This is a genomic window from Buchnera aphidicola (Hyadaphis tataricae) (assembly GCF_005081445.1).
In the GTDB taxonomy this organism is placed as follows: domain Bacteria; phylum Pseudomonadota; class Gammaproteobacteria; order Enterobacterales; family Enterobacteriaceae; genus Buchnera; species Buchnera aphidicola_AE.
On the sequence record NZ_CP034873.1, the window covers coordinates 62,582 to 79,585 of the forward strand.

At 26.5% G+C, this 17,004-nt stretch carries 14 protein-coding genes and 3 tRNA genes; 8 read left to right on the forward strand and 9 right to left on the reverse strand.

Translation table 11 applies throughout. The annotated features are described in order from the left end of the window. Positions 1 to 285: 285 nt before the first annotated feature. Complete coding sequence (gene rfaE1, locus D9V69_RS00285) at positions 286 to 1,233, reverse strand: D-glycero-beta-D-manno-heptose-7-phosphate kinase (protein WP_158356356.1); 948 nt, start codon at positions 1,231 to 1,233, stop codon at positions 286 to 288. A gap of 139 nt (positions 1,234 to 1,372) precedes the next feature. Here rfaE1 and D9V69_RS00290 point away from each other — a divergent pair, with 139 nt between their 5' ends. Next, a complete protein-coding gene (locus D9V69_RS00290; RefSeq protein WP_158356357.1) occupies positions 1,373 to 2,605 on the forward strand; it encodes a tRNA CCA-pyrophosphorylase in 1,233 nt (410 codons plus the stop codon). Positions 2,606 to 2,654: 49 nt separating this feature from the next. Here D9V69_RS00290 and D9V69_RS00295 read toward each other — a convergent pair whose 3' ends face one another. The 5 genes from D9V69_RS00295 to cysK all read right to left on the reverse strand — a co-directional run bounded on the left by D9V69_RS00295 (position 2,655) and on the right by cysK (position 7,345). Continuing rightward, complete coding sequence (locus D9V69_RS00295; protein ID WP_158356358.1) at positions 2,655 to 3,452, reverse strand: undecaprenyl-diphosphate phosphatase; 798 nt, start codon at positions 3,450 to 3,452, stop codon at positions 2,655 to 2,657. 76 nt (positions 3,453 to 3,528) lie between these two features. Continuing rightward, the gene (gene crr / locus D9V69_RS00300) at positions 3,529 to 4,032 is read right to left on the reverse strand and encodes a PTS glucose transporter subunit IIA (RefSeq protein ID WP_158356359.1); all 504 of its coding nucleotides are present in this window, start codon (positions 4,030 to 4,032) and stop codon (positions 3,529 to 3,531) included. Between the two features lie 67 nt (positions 4,033 to 4,099). Then, positions 4,100 to 5,809, reverse strand: coding sequence for a phosphoenolpyruvate-protein phosphotransferase PtsI (gene ptsI, locus D9V69_RS00305; RefSeq protein ID WP_158356360.1), 1,710 nt, complete (start codon positions 5,807 to 5,809; stop codon positions 4,100 to 4,102). Between the two features lie 147 nt (positions 5,810 to 5,956). Then, complete coding sequence (locus tag D9V69_RS00310) at positions 5,957 to 6,214, reverse strand: HPr family phosphocarrier protein (protein ID WP_158356361.1); 258 nt, start codon at positions 6,212 to 6,214, stop codon at positions 5,957 to 5,959. 165 nt (positions 6,215 to 6,379) lie between these two features. Further along, on the reverse strand, positions 6,380 to 7,345 hold the full coding sequence (gene cysK, locus D9V69_RS00315) for a cysteine synthase A (RefSeq protein WP_158356362.1): 966 nt from the start codon (positions 7,343 to 7,345) through the stop codon (positions 6,380 to 6,382). A gap of 206 nt (positions 7,346 to 7,551) precedes the next feature. Here cysK and ligA point away from each other — a divergent pair, with 206 nt between their 5' ends. Then, positions 7,552 to 9,576: an NAD-dependent DNA ligase LigA gene (gene ligA, locus D9V69_RS00320; protein WP_158356363.1), complete on the forward strand. Its 2,025-nt coding sequence runs from the start codon at positions 7,552 to 7,554 to the stop codon at positions 9,574 to 9,576. 49 nt (positions 9,577 to 9,625) lie between these two features. On the opposite strand, the gene D9V69_RS00325 is transcribed toward ligA, so the two are convergent. Together D9V69_RS00325 and D9V69_RS00330 are read right to left on the reverse strand one after the other, a co-directional pair. Further along, a tRNA-Lys gene (locus tag D9V69_RS00325) sits at positions 9,626 to 9,698 on the reverse strand. 7 nt (positions 9,699 to 9,705) lie between these two features. Then, positions 9,706 to 9,781, reverse strand: a tRNA-Val gene (locus D9V69_RS00330). A 208-nt stretch (positions 9,782 to 9,989) separates the two neighbouring features. Here D9V69_RS00330 and gltX point away from each other — a divergent pair. Next, entirely contained in the window at positions 9,990 to 11,399 is a 1,410-nt protein-coding gene (gene gltX, locus D9V69_RS00335; protein ID WP_158356364.1) for a glutamate--tRNA ligase, read from the forward strand. Between the two features lie 215 nt (positions 11,400 to 11,614). Then, positions 11,615 to 11,687: transfer RNA gene (locus D9V69_RS00340), tRNA-Ala, on the forward strand. A gap of 93 nt (positions 11,688 to 11,780) precedes the next feature. Here D9V69_RS00340 and fliE read toward each other — a convergent pair. Next, positions 11,781 to 12,092 carry a flagellar hook-basal body complex protein FliE gene (gene fliE, locus D9V69_RS00345; protein WP_158356365.1) on the reverse strand — a complete coding sequence of 104 codons (312 nt, stop codon included), beginning with the start codon at positions 12,090 to 12,092 and terminating at the stop codon, positions 11,781 to 11,783. A 245-nt stretch (positions 12,093 to 12,337) separates the two neighbouring features. On the opposite strand from fliE, the gene fliF reads away from it, so the two are divergent. The 4 genes from fliF to D9V69_RS00365 are packed head-to-tail and all read left to right on the forward strand — an operon-like array spanning position 12,338 to position 16,995. Further along, the gene (fliF, locus tag D9V69_RS00350) at positions 12,338 to 13,969 is read left to right on the forward strand and encodes a flagellar basal-body MS-ring/collar protein FliF (RefSeq protein WP_158356366.1); all 1,632 of its coding nucleotides are present in this window, start codon (positions 12,338 to 12,340) and stop codon (positions 13,967 to 13,969) included. Then, positions 13,966 to 14,964 (forward strand): flagellar motor switch protein FliG, encoded by a 999-nt coding sequence (gene fliG / locus D9V69_RS00355; RefSeq protein ID WP_158356367.1) that lies wholly within the window; start codon positions 13,966 to 13,968, stop codon positions 14,962 to 14,964. Before fliF ends, fliG begins: the two co-directional genes overlap by 4 nt. Beyond that, on the forward strand, positions 14,954 to 15,625 hold the full coding sequence (locus D9V69_RS00360) for a FliH/SctL family protein (RefSeq protein ID WP_158356368.1): 672 nt from the start codon (positions 14,954 to 14,956) through the stop codon (positions 15,623 to 15,625). Before fliG ends, D9V69_RS00360 begins: the two co-directional genes overlap by 11 nt. After that, positions 15,625 to 16,995 (forward strand): FliI/YscN family ATPase, encoded by a 1,371-nt coding sequence (locus tag D9V69_RS00365; RefSeq protein ID WP_158356369.1) that lies wholly within the window; start codon positions 15,625 to 15,627, stop codon positions 16,993 to 16,995. Before D9V69_RS00360 ends, D9V69_RS00365 begins: the two co-directional genes overlap by 1 nt. Positions 16,996 to 17,004: the final 9 nt, after the last annotated feature.

Below are 17,004 nucleotides of genomic sequence, written 5' to 3' on the forward strand. Positions count from 1 at the left end.
TTCAAACCTTTATAAAATTAAAAGATAAAATTGTTATAGTCAATAGATTAGAAAAGTATTTTTTAATATTACGCGTCAAACGTTTTTATATCGAACATAATGCATTATGTTACATATAATAATCAAGAAAAATTTTCCTTGCAAATCAAGATGACTAATATAAAGATACATGAAAATATTTATACACAAAATATAGTTTCATCAATATTTTGATCAGAATAAATATGCATAAAAATATTTTGTTGTACACATAAATTTTTTAAAAATAAGATTATGTCATTTTTATTACGCATGTAAGGCTGCATTTAATTCGTGAATGTTAATGGTTGCAGTTCCGGTTTTTTGTATGACAACACCAGCTCCAACATTGGCGTAAAAACACGATTCTTCTAGGGAATAACCTTCAGATAAAGCGGCTGCAATAATAGCAATAACTGTATCTCCTGCGCCTGTTACATCGTGTGCATATTCTGATGTAGCAGGAAAATGTATTGGTTTTTTATTAGGTTGAAACAAAGTCATACCATTCTTAGATCGAGTCACTAACAATGCTGATAATTGCAATTCAGACAATAATTGCACTCCTTTTTTTAAAATTTCAGTTTCTTTATAACATTTTCCTACAATTTTTTCAAATTCATGCAGGTTTGGTGTTAACAAACTAGCACCAGAATATTTTTTGAAATCTACTCCTTTTGGATCAATTAGTATAGGAATTGACATTTTTTTAGCGATACAAATAATGTTTTTGATATCAATCAAAGTTCCCTTACAATAATCTGATAACACTAAAATTTTAATATATGATAACGAATGAACGATTCTTTTATATAGCAAATCGATTTTTTTAGAAATATATTTTTCTTGAAAATCTAACCTAATTAATTGTTTTTTTCCCGATATCACACGAATTTTAGTTATTGTTTTATTTTTTGGTATAGGAATTAAATCGCAATCAATTTTAATGTGATGTAAAAGTTTTTGTAGAATTGATCCTTCTTTATCCATACCAATAAACCCAATGATTTTCGATGTACATCCAACATCCGCAAGATTTTTAACTACATTTGCGGCACCTCCAGGTTGTTTTTTTATTTTATGAATGGGTGCAATTGGTGTAATCTGTTCGGATACAAAATGATGATTTTTGCTATACCAGTAACAATCTAATATAAGATCACCAACAACGAGAATCAGAGAATTTTTAAATTCAATGAATGTGCTTTTTTTCATATTATCTCTTTATGTAAATATGTTAAACCAATAGTTTAATATTACATTAAATGTATTTTATATATATTATATACAAGACAATGACAAGATGTAATTGTTTAAAAACAAATTTTTTATTTTTTTTAACCGGAGAAATATTATGAAAATATATTTAGTAGGAGGCGCTGTTCGTGATGCTTTGTTGAACTTACCTGTTAAAGATAAAGATTGGGTGGTTGTTGGCGGTACAGAAAAAATGTTATTAGATAAAAAATTTCAACAAGTTGGGAAAGATTTTCCGGTATTTTTGCATCCAAAAACACACGAAGAGTACGCTTTAGCAAGAAAAGAAAGAAAATCTGGAAAAGGATATACCGGTTTTTGTACTGATTCAAATGCTAATATTACTTTAGAAGAAGATCTGATAAGAAGGGATTTGACTATTAATGCTATTGCACAAGATCAAAATGGTAAATATATTGATCCTTTTCATGGTATCGAAGATATAAAAAATCGTGTAATACGGCATGTTTCAAATTCTTTTTCAGAAGATCCATTGCGTGTTTTTCGCACAGCAAGATTCGCGGCGACTTTAGTGCATTTAGGATTTTGTATTGCAGAAGAAACAATGGTTTTAATGAAAATAATGGTTAAAAATCAGGAGTTATATTATTTAACTGCAAATAGAATATGGAATGAAACTGAAAAAGCTTTTAAAACTGTAAGTCCTCATGTGTATTTTCAAGTTTTACACTTATGTAAGGTATTACATTTTTTTTTTCCAAAAATGTATATTTTATATTACAAAAAAAGCTCTTTATACCTTTATAGATTTAATAGATGGTACCATGAAAATTTTATTTTTATGGGATTAGCAAAGATATCTTTTTATTCTAAAGATATTGATGTGCGTTTTGCTTATTTATGTCAATTTTTTTTAAAAAAAAAAATTGCGATAAATGTTTCTCAAGATTTTTATAATAAAGATGCAGCAGATTTTGTTAAACGTTTATGTCAACGTTTTCAAATTCCATCTTATATTAAAGAAATGGCTATATTGAATTCTGGTTATCGTGATTTTTTAAATGTTATTCATACGCAATCATCTAAAAATATTGTTTTATTATTTTATAAAATTGATGCTTGGAGAAAACCAGAAAGAGTAAAAAAACTTTCTTTTTTAAATCGATTTAATTATTTAAATCCTTTTCAATCTCATGTTATTAATTTTTATTCTGATTGTTTTTTAAAGCAATGTTTTTCCATAACAAATGAAGTATCGACTAAATTAATTATGAAACAAGGATTTACAGGAATTCATATAAAACATGAAATAATGCGTTTAAGAATCCAAAAACTAAAATTATGGCGTCTTAAAAAAAATAGAATTTAATGTATTAAATAGTATCTTATTTGCTTGTCTATTGGTATTAACATGCTATTCAAGCATTTAAATAAATACCTAAAGCTAATGAAAAACGATATATACCAAAATATACCATGGATGTGTTTTTTAGTATTATGAATAATTTTTTCATCGAAACGAAAGATATTATAAAAGCTATTATACAAACCATAAAACATATCGGAAGATCTACTATTCGAATAATATTAAAATTTTTGATTAAATCAAATAATGATACTCCGAGTAACAGTGGAATAGATATAATAAAAGAAAAATCTATTGCCACTGATTTTTTGATACCTGATAACATGCCTCCAGAGATCGTCATTCCAGATCTTGAAATACCAGGAAATAACGCAACGGTTTGAAATAATCCTATTATAATAGATTGAGATAAACTAATATCATGTATGTGGTATGTGGTATATGTTTTAGGTTTTAAGATTTCAGATAATATTAAGACTATACCACCAAATATTAATCCATACATAACAGTATAGATATTAGACATAGTTTTAATTTGATTGTAACATATTAATCCTAAAAATATAGTTGGACAAATAGCGCATAATATATGTGATATTTTTTTGGTTTTCTGAATATATGTACTTCGAATATTTAATATTTTTAATAATTTTTGATGAAAAAAGCAATATAATGCTAAGGTCGAACCTAGTTGCATAAAAATCAATAAATTTTTTGTGTAATGATTTTGTATTTTGAACCAATGCGATAGGATAATAACATGTCCTGTAGAAGAAATTGGAAGTAATTCTGATATACTTTCTATTATGCAAATAAAAAGTGAAATAATAATTTGATATAAATCCATTATTTATTGTCCTGTTTATTTTTTATCAAATAATATCTTAAAACGGCACTAAAGAAATAGCGCCGTTTTATATTAATCATCAATTATATAAAAACATCATTACTGTTTTACCAGCAATGATATTTCCTGATAATTTTTTTATTTTTTTAAAGTTTTCTATATTAGATATTACTACAGGCGTTAAAATAGATTCAGCATTTTTTGTTAAAAAATTTAAATCTAACTCAATAATTTCATCTCCTATTTTTACTTTTTGATCGTTTTGTGCTATTTTCTTAAAACCTCTTCCCTTTAATTTAACTGTGTTAATACCAAAGTGTACGAATAATTCAACATTATCTTCTGATATAATTGAAAAAGCATGCATACTCTCAACTATATTTCCGATAGTTCCATTAACAGGAGCAAGAATTTTGTTTCCTGATGGTTTGATGGCTACTCCATCTCCGACAATTTTTTTAGAAAAAACTAGATCTGGTACATCTTCTATATCAATTATCTCTCCAGATAACGGAGCTATGATTTCTATTTTTTTTGAAAATTCTTTTTTTTTATTACCAAAAATATTAGAAAAGAAACTCATTTTTGCTCCTAATGATTTTACATTACACAAATTTTTTTAAATGCTTTGTTTATAAGCATATATTATCTTAAATATGTGTTTTTAATAAATCTAAAATTTCTTTAATAGTTCCTAATTTTAGTGCTTTGTTGGCTAATTTTTTAGCATAAGAAAAAGATATTCGACGAATAATTTTTTTTACTTTAGGAATGTTTATCGAGCTCATACTAAACTCATCTAGTCCCATGCCTAATAGCAATATGGTAGCACGTTGGTCTCCTGCTAGTTCTCCACACATACTGGTCCATTTTCCATATTTGTGTGCAACATCAATAACTTTTTTAATCAATTGTAAAACAGATGGGTGCATAGGATTGTAAAGATGTGAAATGAAATCATTTCCTCGATCAACTGCTAAAGTATATTGCGTTAAATCGTTTGTGCCAATGCTAAAAAAATCAACTTCTTGAATTAAATGTTCAGCTATGATAGCGGACGCTGGGGTTTCTATCATGACTCCAATTTTAATGTTTTTATCAAATAAAATTTTTTTTTCATCTAATTTTTTTTTAAGTATTTCTATTTCTAACTTTAATATTTTTACTTCTTCTATTGAAATAATCATAGGAAAAAGAATATGTATTTTCCCGAAAGCAGATGCTTTAAGAATAGCATTTATTTGTGCATGTAAAATGTCTTTTCTATCAATTGAGATACGTATTGCACGCCATCCAAGAAAAGGATTATCTTCTTTAGGTAAATTCATATAAGGAAGATCTTTATCGCCACCAATATCCATAGTTCTTATAATAACAGTTCTATTTTCCATGGATTCTGCAATATCTTTATATGCTTGAAATTGTTCTTCTTCACTAGGTAAGGAAGTGCGACCCATAAACAAAAACTCTGTTCGATATAAACCTATACATTCAGCTCCATTGTTTTTTGCAGAATCAATATCATTTGGGGTACCAATATTAGAACCAATTTTAATGTTATGACCATCAATAGTAGTAGCGGATAAATTCTTTAAATTAATTAATTTTTTCTTATTGAAAAAATATGTTTTTTCTATTTGTTTTTTTTCGGCAATGACTGCATCACATGGATTAATAAAAATTTGATTGTTAATAGAGTCTAAGATGATAAAATCATTGTTTTTTACTATTTTTGTAATTTTTCCAGTTCCTACAATAGCAGGGATTTCTAATGATCTTGCCATAATTGAAGTATGAGAAGTTTCACCACCTAGATCGGTAATAAATCCTAAAATGTATTTTAGATCAATTTGTGCAGTTTCTGAAGGTGTTAGGTCTTGTGCAATAAGAATTACTTTATTTTTTATATTATTTAAATCAATAATATTTAAATGTAGTATATTTTTTAATAAACGATTTCCAATGTCTCTTACATCAATTGCTCTATTTTTTAAATATTCGTCTTTTAGTGATTCTAAAACTTTTACTTGTCCTTCAATAACAAGTTCGGTCGCTGCAGCAGCAGACATTTTTTTATCTGTGATTAAAGAAATAATTTCCTGTTCTAACTCTTCATCTTTAAGAAGCATAATATGACCTTCAAAAATGCTTTCTTTTTGCGCACCTAATGTTTTGCTTGTTTTATTTTTAATTTCTTTTAATTGTATGATGGATTGTTCTCTTCCATAAAAAAAATCATTAATTTCTTTTTTTATATGTTCAATATTAATTTTTGTTCGATTAATAATAATTTTGTCTTTTTTTAACAAAAGAGCAGAGCCAAAAGCTATACCCGGTGATGCTAAAATGCCTGAAATCATAACATTACCTTTAATAATAAAGTTTATCTATTCAAAGAAGAAAAAGATGACATGTCAGGCGAATATATTTTCACGTGAATAATCCGGAAGTTTTTTTATTTAACCTCCGGTATTTTATAAAATTCAGAAATTATTTTTAATGATAATTTATTCGAGTTCTGTCATGATTTGAGATAAGTGTTCAATAGCCTCTTGTTCATCTTCTCCTTCAGCAGATAATGTAATCAGACTTCCTCGAACTAAACCTAATGTTTGAATTTTAAATAAACTTTTTGCATTAACTGACTTACCATTATATATCATGGTAATATTAGAAATAAATTTTTTCGCTTCCTTGACAAACTGTGCAGCCGGACGAGTATGAAGTCCATGCGGAGCTTTTATTGTAATTTGGTTTTGGAACATTTTTTTTCCTTAATAATAGTTTTGTAAATAAGATTGTATTAGATACGTTAAAAAGACATTAATTTTTGAATGTTATACACATTTTACAAGATTAAAACGCAATTTCTGCAATAAAAACATACTGCTATATAAACAATAGGTTTTTATTACAGAAATTCTGTTAAATTATTTTTTTTGATTACAGGGTAATGTAGAGAATAATTCTGTGCTTAAATAACGTTCTCCTGAAGAAGGTAAAATGATGACTATTTTTTTATTTGAAAAACCATATTTTTTTTGTAATTTTAAGGCTGCATATAACGCAGCTCCTGAAGAAATTCCTGCTAATATCCCTTCTTGTTTCATTAGTTTTTGCGAGGTTAATATAGCTTGTTCACTAGATACTGTAATTACTTGATCGATTAAGTTTAAATCAAGATTTTTTGGAATAAAACCCGCTCCAATACCCTGAATTTTATGTAATCCAGGTTTTATAGTTTTTCCTGATAAAAATTGTGTAATTACTGGTGATTCAGCAGGCTCTACAGCAACACTAATTAAATGTTTCTTTTTTTGTGTATACTTGATATATTTACTGACTCCGGTAATGGTTCCTCCTGTTCCTACTGCTGAAACAAAGATATCTAAATTACCTTCAGTATCGTTCCATATTTCTGGTCCAGTGGTGCTTTCATGAATTTCGGGATTAGCTGGGTTTTCAAATTGTTTTAATAAAAGATATTTTTTAGGATTCTGTGCTATAATTTCTTCAGATTTCGATATTGCTCCTTTCATTCCATATTTTCCATCTGTTAAAACTAAATTAGCACCTAAAGCCGTCAATAACTTTCTTCGTTCAATAGACATCGTATCAGGCATAGTAAGAGTTAGTTTATAATTTCTAGCAGCTGCAACATAAGCTAATGCTATCCCTGTGTTGCCACTAGTCGCTTCAATAAGTTCTACGTCTTTATGTAAAAAACCTTTTTTTTCTGCGTTCCATATCATGTTAGCGCCTATTCTGCATTTAACACTAAAGCTAGGATTTCTAGATTCAATTTTAGCTAAAATATTACCATTTCCTATATTTTGTAAACATACTAAAGGTGTATTTCCTATTGTTAAAGAATTATCTTTAAATATCTTTTTCATATATTTCTCGATTTGTTAATTAGTAGTATGCTTCATTATACTTGTTTTTTTGTTTTTTTAAAAAAATCTATTTCTATATCAAAATAATGTTTTCATTATAAATAAAAATTATATAATAAAAAATATTAAAAAATACTAATATTATTATATTTATAAAACTATATGATTATTTAAAAATCATTTTTTTATTATGTTTAGACTACTTCATGAAAACTATTCAAAAAAAAATTAATCAATTAAAACAAGACTTATTAAAATATGAATATTTTTATCATAATTTAAATCAATCTTTAGTGTCTGATGCAGAGTATGATTATTTATTAAATCAGTTACATCTTTTAGAATTAGAGCATAAAGAATTCATTACTTCTGATTCACCCACGCAAAATATAGGTTCAAGTTTGAAAAAAGAGTTTAAAACAATAATACATTTTTTTCCTATGTTGTCTTTAGATAATACATTTAGTGTAGATGGCTATTTAGATTTTCAAAAAAAAATTGAAAAACATATTGGTAAAAATAAAACAATAACATTGTGTTGTGAACTTAAAATAGATGGAATAGCTGTGAGTATTATTTATGAAGATGGCGTTCTTATAAGAGCAGCCACTCGTGGTGATGGTTATCAGGGAGAAAATATTACCAATAATGCACGTATGATCAAAGCAATTCCTGTGCAATTAAATGGTATTAAAATACCTAAAAGATTAGAAATTAGAGGAGAAGTATTCATGTTAAAATCTGATTTTTCAGTGTTGAATAAAAAATCTACTATTAATAAAAATAAATGTTTTTCTAATCCTCGAAATGCTGCTGCAGGATCTTTGCGTCATATTGATCCAAAAATCACGGCTTCAAGAAATTTGATGTTTTATTGTTATGGATGTTATTTTTTTGATCAAAAAACAAAAATTTTAACTCATCATGAAAGATTAATAAAGTGTGCAGAATGGGGGATACCAGTCAATAAAGAAATGATAATTTGTCATAATGATGAAGAAGTTTTAAACTTTTATAAAAAATTTGAAAAAAAACGCTATATGCTTGATTATGATATAGATGGTATTGTCATTAAAATCAATTCTATAGATATGCAAAATCAACTCGGATGTAATGCAAAAGCTCCAAAATGGGCTATAGCTTTTAAATTTACTTCTCAAGAAAAGATCACAATCTTAAACGATGTAAAATTTCAAGTTGGTCGAACTGGTGTAATCACGCCGGTTGCTTATTTTGAACCGGTTAATATATCTGGAGTGATCATTAAAAAAGCTTCATTATACAATAGTAATGAAATAGAAAAATTAAACTTGCATATTCATGATGCTATTTTAATTTGTCGTTCTGGTGATGTTATACCAAAAATATTAAAAACTATTAACACTAATCGCTCAAAAAACGCTAAAAAAGTACTTTTTCCCATATTGTGCCCTGTATGTAATACAAAATTGTCACAAAATAAAGCAGAACAAGTTATTCGTTGTAATGCTCGACTAACTTGTAATGCTCAAAAGACAAAAACTTTACATCATTTTTTTTCAAAAAAATCTTTGAATGTATCAGGTCTTAGTCTTAACATCATAAATGAATTAATAAAAAAAAAACTTGTCAATAATCCAATCGATTTTTTTTATCTTAAGTCTTTTGATTTAATTAAATTAAAAAATGTTGGACGTAAAAAAAGCACACAAATCGTTAATTCGTTAAATAAATCTAGAACAGTTCATTTTAAATCTTTTATTTATGGGTTAGGTATACCTAACATAGGTGAAGTTGTTGCAAAAAAAATTGCCAATCATTTTTCTAATATTCAGGAATTAATTGCAGCTGATGTTCTAGAACTTACAGACATATTTGGAATAGGAACAGTATTGGCGAATAATATTGCTAATTACTTTTCCACAGATTCTAATAATATTATTTTGACTAAATTATTGAAAGAAATAAAAATTGTTTATCATTTAAAATATATTCATCAATACAAGAAGAACACTTTTTTCTTTAATAAAAAAATTGTTTTAACTGGTGTTTTTAAGCGTTTTTTAAGACAAACATTGAAAGATATATTAATAGATTTAGGTGCTACAATTACCAATAGCATTTCAAAAAATACTGATATATTAATTTATGGAAAAAAATTTGGATCTAAATTTTTTAAAGCTGAACGTTTAAATATCAAAAGAATTAATGAAGTAGAGTTAACGAAATTAATATCAAAAAATAAAATTTAATAAGATATTTTTAATGTTAAAATGTGACATATGCACATTATATTTATTTTGGGTCGTGCAGGATTTGAACCTGCGACCAATTGATTAAAAGTCAACTGCTCTACCAACTGAGCTAACGACCCTGATTTTTGGTGGGTGATGACGGACTCGAACCGCCGACTTCCTCCGTGTAAAGGAGGAGCTCTACCAACTGAGCTAATCACCCTTAAAATAAATTTTTTATTAACTGTATTGTAAAGCTAGAAGAAATAGAGTCAATCTTTTTTTTAAAAAAAAGATTTGTTTGTTGTAATTTTAATCATAATGATTAAATTTTAATCTAAATAATAAACATTTTTAAACAAAAGAACAATGTGTCTTACATTAATAACAAAATTTTTAATTTTCAAAATTATATTTTTAATAAGGCGTATATGAATATAAAAACTCGTTTTGCACCTAGTCCTACTGGAAGCTTGCATCTTGGAAGTATTCGAACCGCTTTATATTCTTGGTTATTTGCAAAACATTATAACGGAAAATTTGTTCTTCGTATAGAAGATACTGATCTTCAACGTTCGCAAAAACATTCAGTTGACAATATTTTGCATGAATTAAGATGGTTAGGATTGAATTGGGATGAAGGTCCATATTTTCAAACTAAACGTTTAGATAGATATAAAGATGTTATTAATAGAATGCTTAAACAAGGTAGCGCATATAAATGTTTTTGCTCATCTCAAAAATTGGAATTAGATCGAATTAAACAAATTAAAAACGGTGTTAAACCACGTTATTCTAGGTATTGTAGAGATTTAAATATTAATAAAATATATAACAAAGAATATGTAATAAGATTTAAAAATCCAATTTCTGGAAAAGTGACATTTAATGATGCGATAAGAGGAAATATCACTTTTGAAAATTCTGAATTAGATGATTTAATTATTCAACGTTCTAACGGTATGCCTACTTATAATTTTTGCGTAGTCATAGATGATTTAGATATGAAAATTACCCATGTTATTCGTGGAGAAGATCATATTAATAACACACCTCGTCAAATTAATATTTTGCAATCTCTAGGATCAAAAATACCAGTATATGCGCATTTATCTATGATTTTAGATGAACAAGGGAATAAAATTTCTAAAAGAAATACAAATGAAAACATCATGGATTTTGATGAGAAAGGTTTTTTGCCTGAAGCATTGCTAAATTACGTTGTTAAATTAGGATGGTCTCATCGTAATCAAGAGATTTTTAACATTTCAGAAATGATAAAATTGTTTAGTTTAAAATTTATTACTAAATCGCCTAGTATTATTAATATGAAAAAATTATTTTGGATTAACAAGCATTATATAAATAATTTACCGTTAGAAAATATTAGTAATCTATTAAAAGTCAAAATGCACCAAAAAAAAATTAATCTTAAAAATGGCCCTTGTTTAGAGAAGATGATTCATTTATTAAGACATCGTTTTAATACTATCAATGAAATGGCAAATTCATTTCGCATGTTCTATGAAGAGTTTGATATAGTCGAAAATGCAGCTACAAAAAAATATTTAATATTGAATAATGTCTCTGTTTTAGAAGAATCTTATCGTTGCTTAAAAAATATATCTATTTGGAATGATTTAATGATATCTCAAACAATGAATGATTTATCTGTAAAAATGAAGTTAAAGAAAGCTGACTTGAATATGATTTTAAGAACTGCGATCACTGGCGATCAATATTCGCCGAGTATTAATTTAGTAATATATTTATTAGGATATAACACTACGTTATTCCGAATTAAAAAAGCAATAAAGTGTGTTAGAAAAAAAAATCTTTAATTTTTTGTATTTTTTTAGACTGTATAAAATATATTTTATATTTTATCAAAAAGATTGATACAGTTGTATTTTTTAATAAGATCATATTTTTTGTTTTTATTTAAACACATATTTTTAATAGTATTTTATATTTTTAGAAATCTTATGTCTTATAGGGTCATTTTAAAAAAATAATATTGACAGAATTCATGGGTTTTTATATTGTAATATTTTTCGGGGCTATAGCTCAGTTGGCAGAGCGCTTGCATGGCATGCAAGATGTCAGTGGTTCAAATCCGCTTAGCTCCATAATGACTTCTAAATTTAGCATGCAGTTTAAATATAACAATGAAATATCTCGATAATAAAACTGTGCTAAATTAATTAGCACAGTTCAATGTATTAAATTTGTTGATTCATTATCTCTTGATAAGACGAAACAAGTTTATTTCTTACTTGAATAGCCATTTGCATAGATATAGCAGATTTTTGTATATTTATCATGATATCATTTAAAGGTATTTCGGATTTATTTAACATAAATTTTTCAGCATCAATTTTTGCATTATTTTGAATGCTACTGATTTCTCCTAATGCTGTTTTTATATGATCAACAAAACTTTTAGGTTCTATGTAGTTTTGTTTTTTTGCATTATTATCTAACACATTAATTTTTGTATTAAAATTTTGATTATTTATATTATCGATAAACATATTTTCCTCTAAAATTTTTATTTTTTGAATTTTTAAAAATTATTATAATGTTCTTAAAACTCAGAAAAAATTTTTTCAAGAGAGATTGAAGACAATTATACATAATTAATTAAAAATTGTTTTGTAATTATTCTTAATATAATTGAATTAAAAATAATTTAACAGGAAATTTTTTTATTTCATGCTATTAGTCAATTTTTATTCATTAATATAGTTAGAACTCACCATTCAGATAGGAAGATTTCATGAATTTCAGTACTATAGAAGATTCAGTCTTAGAAGAGAAAAAAAAATTTAAACAATTTTTATCTCGTATTATAAAAAATTCTCGTATTTTAGTAATTTTGTTGGCAGCAGCAGTGATTACTGCCGTTTCTGTTTCAATATGGATAAAATCTCCAGAATATCAAACATTATATGATAATTTATCTAATGAAGATAGTAATGCTATTGTAAATCAGTTAAATCATATGAAGATTCCTTATAAATTAAGTGATATTTCAGGAAAAATATCGATTCCTAAAAATGACATTGATACAACTCGTTTACGCTTGTCAGAAAAAAATCTACCTCGCATTGGTTCAGTAGGTTTTGAATTATTAGATCAAGCAAGATTTGGTATGAGTCAATTTAATGAACAAATAAATTATCAGCGTGCATTAGAAGGGGAGTTATCACGTACAATACAGAGGATTGATGCAATAAAAAATGCAAGAATACATCTTGCTATTCCTAAATCATCATTGTTTCTAGAAGACAAAAAAAAACCATCTGCTTCAGTAGTGATAGAATTAAATACTGGAAAAAGATTAGATATGGAACAAACAAATGCAATACTGCATTTAATTTCCAGTAGCGTATCAAACCTTTCAGTAGACGATATATCTATTGTTGATCAATCAGGAAAATTATTGAATGATACCTCTTCTTTTGGTAATAATCATGAACTGAATAATCTGCAATTTAAATATTCTGAAGAAATTGAGTCTCGATATAAAAATAGAATTAAAAATATTTTGGAACCACTGCTAGGATTTGGAAATGTTTATGCTCAAGTTACCGCTCAAATAGATTTTAATGCAAAAGAACAAACAAAAGAAAAATATTCTCCTAACACTAATAGTGATAATCAATCAATACGTTCTACACAAATAAGTATTCATGATAAAACAGAACAAGATAATACAGCAATGCATAATTTTTTATCTAACAAGAAATTGAATAATGCAGATCTTCTGAAAAAAAATAAAAACTTAAATCTTTATCATCAATCGCCTGTTAATGCTAATATTGGTCATGAAAAGGTTACAAACTATGAATTAAACCATAGCGTGTCACATACTAAAATGAACGTAGGAGAAATTAAAAGATTATCCGCTGCTGTTGTTATTAATTTTACTAAAGATCAAAATGGAAAATTAATTCCTTTAACTTCAGAAAAAATAAAAAACGTTAAAAATTTAATACGTGAAGCTATAGGATATTCTAAATCTAGAGGTGATAGTATTCACCTTGTTAATGCTCCTTTTGCTAAATACAATTCACAATTGCCAATTAATGTATTTATTCCGCAGTCTTTTAAAATATCAGATTTTTTATTTTCTTTAGCACCTTGGTGTTTATCTACTTTATTACTTTTATTTTTTTTAAAAAAATATTTTTGCTCTAACTCTCGAAATAAAAGATTACGAGAAAATATTATTGAAAATGATACCAATTCAATAGAGACAAACAATAATTTTGATGAGAATATTATTGAAAACAAAATAAACAATAATGATTCAAATCAAGTAGTTGATCATATTTCTAATATTTCTAATCAAAATCCACGTACTATAGCGTTGATTATTCGTCAATGGATGAGTGATAAAAAATGATTTTAAACGGTACTCAAAAAAGCGCATTATTATTAATGTCAATCGGATCGGTTCAAGCTGGGGAAATATTGAAACACTTAACTCCCTTTGAAATACAAGAGATTGTTGATGCTATGATCAATATGCAGGGTGTTCCTTCAGATGTTTTAGATAAAGTTCTCCTTGAATGCGATAATTGTATAATACAAAACAATGCGTTACAAAAAAATTTTAATGATAAATATCTTTTTGATATGTTATCAACAGCGTTAGGAGAGCAAAAAGGAACTTCTCTTATTAACGAAGCATTAGAAGTACGCAATGCTAAAATATGCATTAAAGCACTAAATTATATGAATAGCGAACAATTAGCTTTGTTGCTAAGTAGTGAACATGCGCAAATTATTACTACAATATTAATTTATTTAGACAAGAATCAAGCAGCACAAATTTTGTCATATTTAAATGCAAAACAAAGAGCGGAAATTATTTCAAGAATTACAGAGTTTCATGGTATTGAAGAATCTAGTTTAATAGAATTAAATAAAGTCATTAATAATTTATTAAATAATAAAAAGTTACTTTTATCAGAAAAAGGAGGTGTAAAAACTGCTGTAAGTATTTTAAATTCTATGAAGATTCAATATGAACGTGATACTATAAAAAATATTAGTACACTAAATAAAAATATAGCAGATATTCTTTTAAAAGAAATGTTTTCATTCAATAATATTGTTAATTTAGATGATGAATATATTAAAATACTCATCAAGAACATAGAAAAAGAAAAATTATGCGTTGCGTTGCAAAAAGTAGATTTTCTTATTAAAGAAAAATTTTTTAAAAATATGCCTGATGCAGAAGCTAAAAAATTATCCGATATTTTAGAAAAGAACTCTTACATTTCCGATATTGCTATTCAGAATGAACAAAAATTAATTTTAATTATGATTAAAAGCATTGTAAATAATGGAAACGTTTCACTAAATAATCTAAGAGAGAACTATGTCGAGTGAAAGCTTAAAAAAAAAATGGACAAAATGGTATCCAAAAAAAATATCTTTAAAGAACACAAACAAAAATAAATTTTTTTTAAGCAATGTAGATCAATTTAATAAAGAAGATTTTCATTTATTTGAAAAGAAAAAAACGATTCTTAATGAAAGTATTAATAATGATCTACAATTAGAAAAAATCAAAAATATTTCATATCAAAAGGGTTTTGAAACAGGGTTGTTAGAAGGAAAACAAGATCAAATTCTTTTAAAGAAAACATTAAATAATTTTTTTTTAGAATGTGACAAACATTTTGTTGTATCAGAATATAAATTATACAACATGATTTTAAAAATTTTATCTCATTTTGCGTCTTACTTAATTGGAAAAAAAATTAATGTTGATCAGTCATATTTAAAAGATAACATCAAAAAAATTTTACAAGTAAAAGAACTATGCTTAAATAATATAATAATTACAGCGCATCCTAGCAATAAAAATTTTATCGAAAATACTTTTCAAGATTGCTTTAAAAGTTATAAATGGCAAATTACTTATGATGATAAAATTGATAAAAATGGATTTAAAATCAAGTCACAAAATAGTGATAGTAATATAGATGCTACAGTTGAAGCTAGATGGCAAGAGTTACGTCGTCTTATTGATTTAGAGGACTATTAATGACTTTGAGATTTACTCAATTATTTAAACAACTTTCTTCTTTGGATAGTAAGATTCGTAATCTTCCTAATTTTATTCGATATGGTAGTATTGTCTCTGTGAAAGGATTAGTATTAGAAGTAACAGGGTTGAAAGTTCCAATTGGATCTCAATGTTTTATTGAAATATTATCAGAAGATAAATATGTTTATATTAAAAGTGAAGTAATTAGTTTTTCTGAAGAAAAAACTTTATTATTGTCTTTCTCAGAAACAAATGGAATCTGTCCGGGCGCAAAAGTTTTTTCAAGATTAGATGTCAATACAAACTTTGTAGTTAAAAAGATTCCATTAGGAGATAGAGTTTTAGGAAGAATATTAGATGGAAATGGAGCACCTTTAGATGGATTACCTAAAATTGATGCTGAAAATTATACAATTAATAACAACGCTTATGTTAATCCGTTGCATCGAAAAAGAATTACTGATGTTTTAGATGTTGGAATAAGATCTATTAATGCACTTTTAACCATTGGAAAAGGTCAAAGAATAGGATTGTTTTCTACTCCTGGTCTTGGTAAAAGTATTTTACTTGAAATGATTGCACGACACACTCAAGTAGATGTCTTTGTCATTGCATTAATTGGGGAAAGAGGAAGAGAAGTAAAATACTTTATAGATAACGTAACAAAATATAATAATTTATCAAAATCAGTCATTATTGCAGCTCCAGCAAGTGTTTCTCCATTTTTGAAAGTACAGGCGGCATCTTATGCTACTAGTGTTGCAGAATATTTTTGCAAACAAAATAAACACGTATTATTAATAATGGATTCTTTAACTCGTTATGCTATGGCAGAACGAGAAATTGCATTTTCTTTAGGAGAATTGCCTGTATTTCAAGGTTATCCATCTTCTATATTTTCAAAAATTGCCAATTTATTAGAGCGTATAGGGAATATTAACAAAAAACAGGGTTCCATCACTGCTTTTTATACAGTTTTAATGGAAGAAGAAGACGAACAAAATCCGGTTGCGTATATTGCTCGTTCTATATTAGATGGGCACATTTTTTTGTCTCAATATTATGCGAGTTTAGGTCATTATCCTGCGATCGATATTGAATCTTCAGTAAGTCGTATTATGCCAGATATTATCGATACTGTTCAATATGAAAGAGCTTTATATTTCAAAAAGTTAGTTTCTGTTTATCAGAAAAATCGAGATTTATTAAATGTAGGCGCTTATGTGAGTGGAACTGATGCGGTTTTAGATGATTCTATAAAATTATTGCCAAAAATAGAAGCATTTTTACAACAAGATATATCAGAAAAAAGTTCTTATGCCGATTCTGTTAAAAAATTAAAGGAAATCTTTTCTAGTAGTGCGTGATTGCACAAT

Coding starts and splice junctions, on each gene's coding strand:
- rfaE1 (WP_158356356.1), bottom strand. CDS start 1,233: ATGAAAAAAAGCACATTCATTGAATTTAAAAATTCTCTGATTCTCGTT.
- D9V69_RS00290 (WP_158356357.1), top strand. CDS start 1,373: ATGAAAATATATTTAGTAGGAGGCGCTGTTCGTGATGCTTTGTTGAAC.
- D9V69_RS00360 (WP_158356368.1), top strand. CDS start 14,954: ATGTCGAGTGAAAGCTTAAAAAAAAAATGGACAAAATGGTATCCAAAA.
- D9V69_RS00365 (WP_158356369.1), top strand. CDS start 15,625: ATGACTTTGAGATTTACTCAATTATTTAAACAACTTTCTTCTTTGGAT.
- cysK (WP_158356362.1), bottom strand. CDS start 7,345: ATGAAAAAGATATTTAAAGATAATTCTTTAACAATAGGAAATACACCT.
- crr (WP_158356359.1), bottom strand. CDS start 4,032: ATGAGTTTCTTTTCTAATATTTTTGGTAATAAAAAAAAAGAATTTTCA.
- ptsI (WP_158356360.1), bottom strand. CDS start 5,809: ATGATTTCAGGCATTTTAGCATCACCGGGTATAGCTTTTGGCTCTGCT.
- gltX (WP_158356364.1), top strand. CDS start 9,990: ATGAATATAAAAACTCGTTTTGCACCTAGTCCTACTGGAAGCTTGCAT.
- fliG (WP_158356367.1), top strand. CDS start 13,966: ATGATTTTAAACGGTACTCAAAAAAGCGCATTATTATTAATGTCAATC.
- D9V69_RS00310 (WP_158356361.1), bottom strand. CDS start 6,214: ATGTTCCAAAACCAAATTACAATAAAAGCTCCGCATGGACTTCATACT.
- fliF (WP_158356366.1), top strand. CDS start 12,338: ATGAATTTCAGTACTATAGAAGATTCAGTCTTAGAAGAGAAAAAAAAA.
- ligA (WP_158356363.1), top strand. CDS start 7,552: ATGAAAACTATTCAAAAAAAAATTAATCAATTAAAACAAGACTTATTA.
- fliE (WP_158356365.1), bottom strand. CDS start 12,092: ATGTTTATCGATAATATAAATAATCAAAATTTTAATACAAAAATTAAT.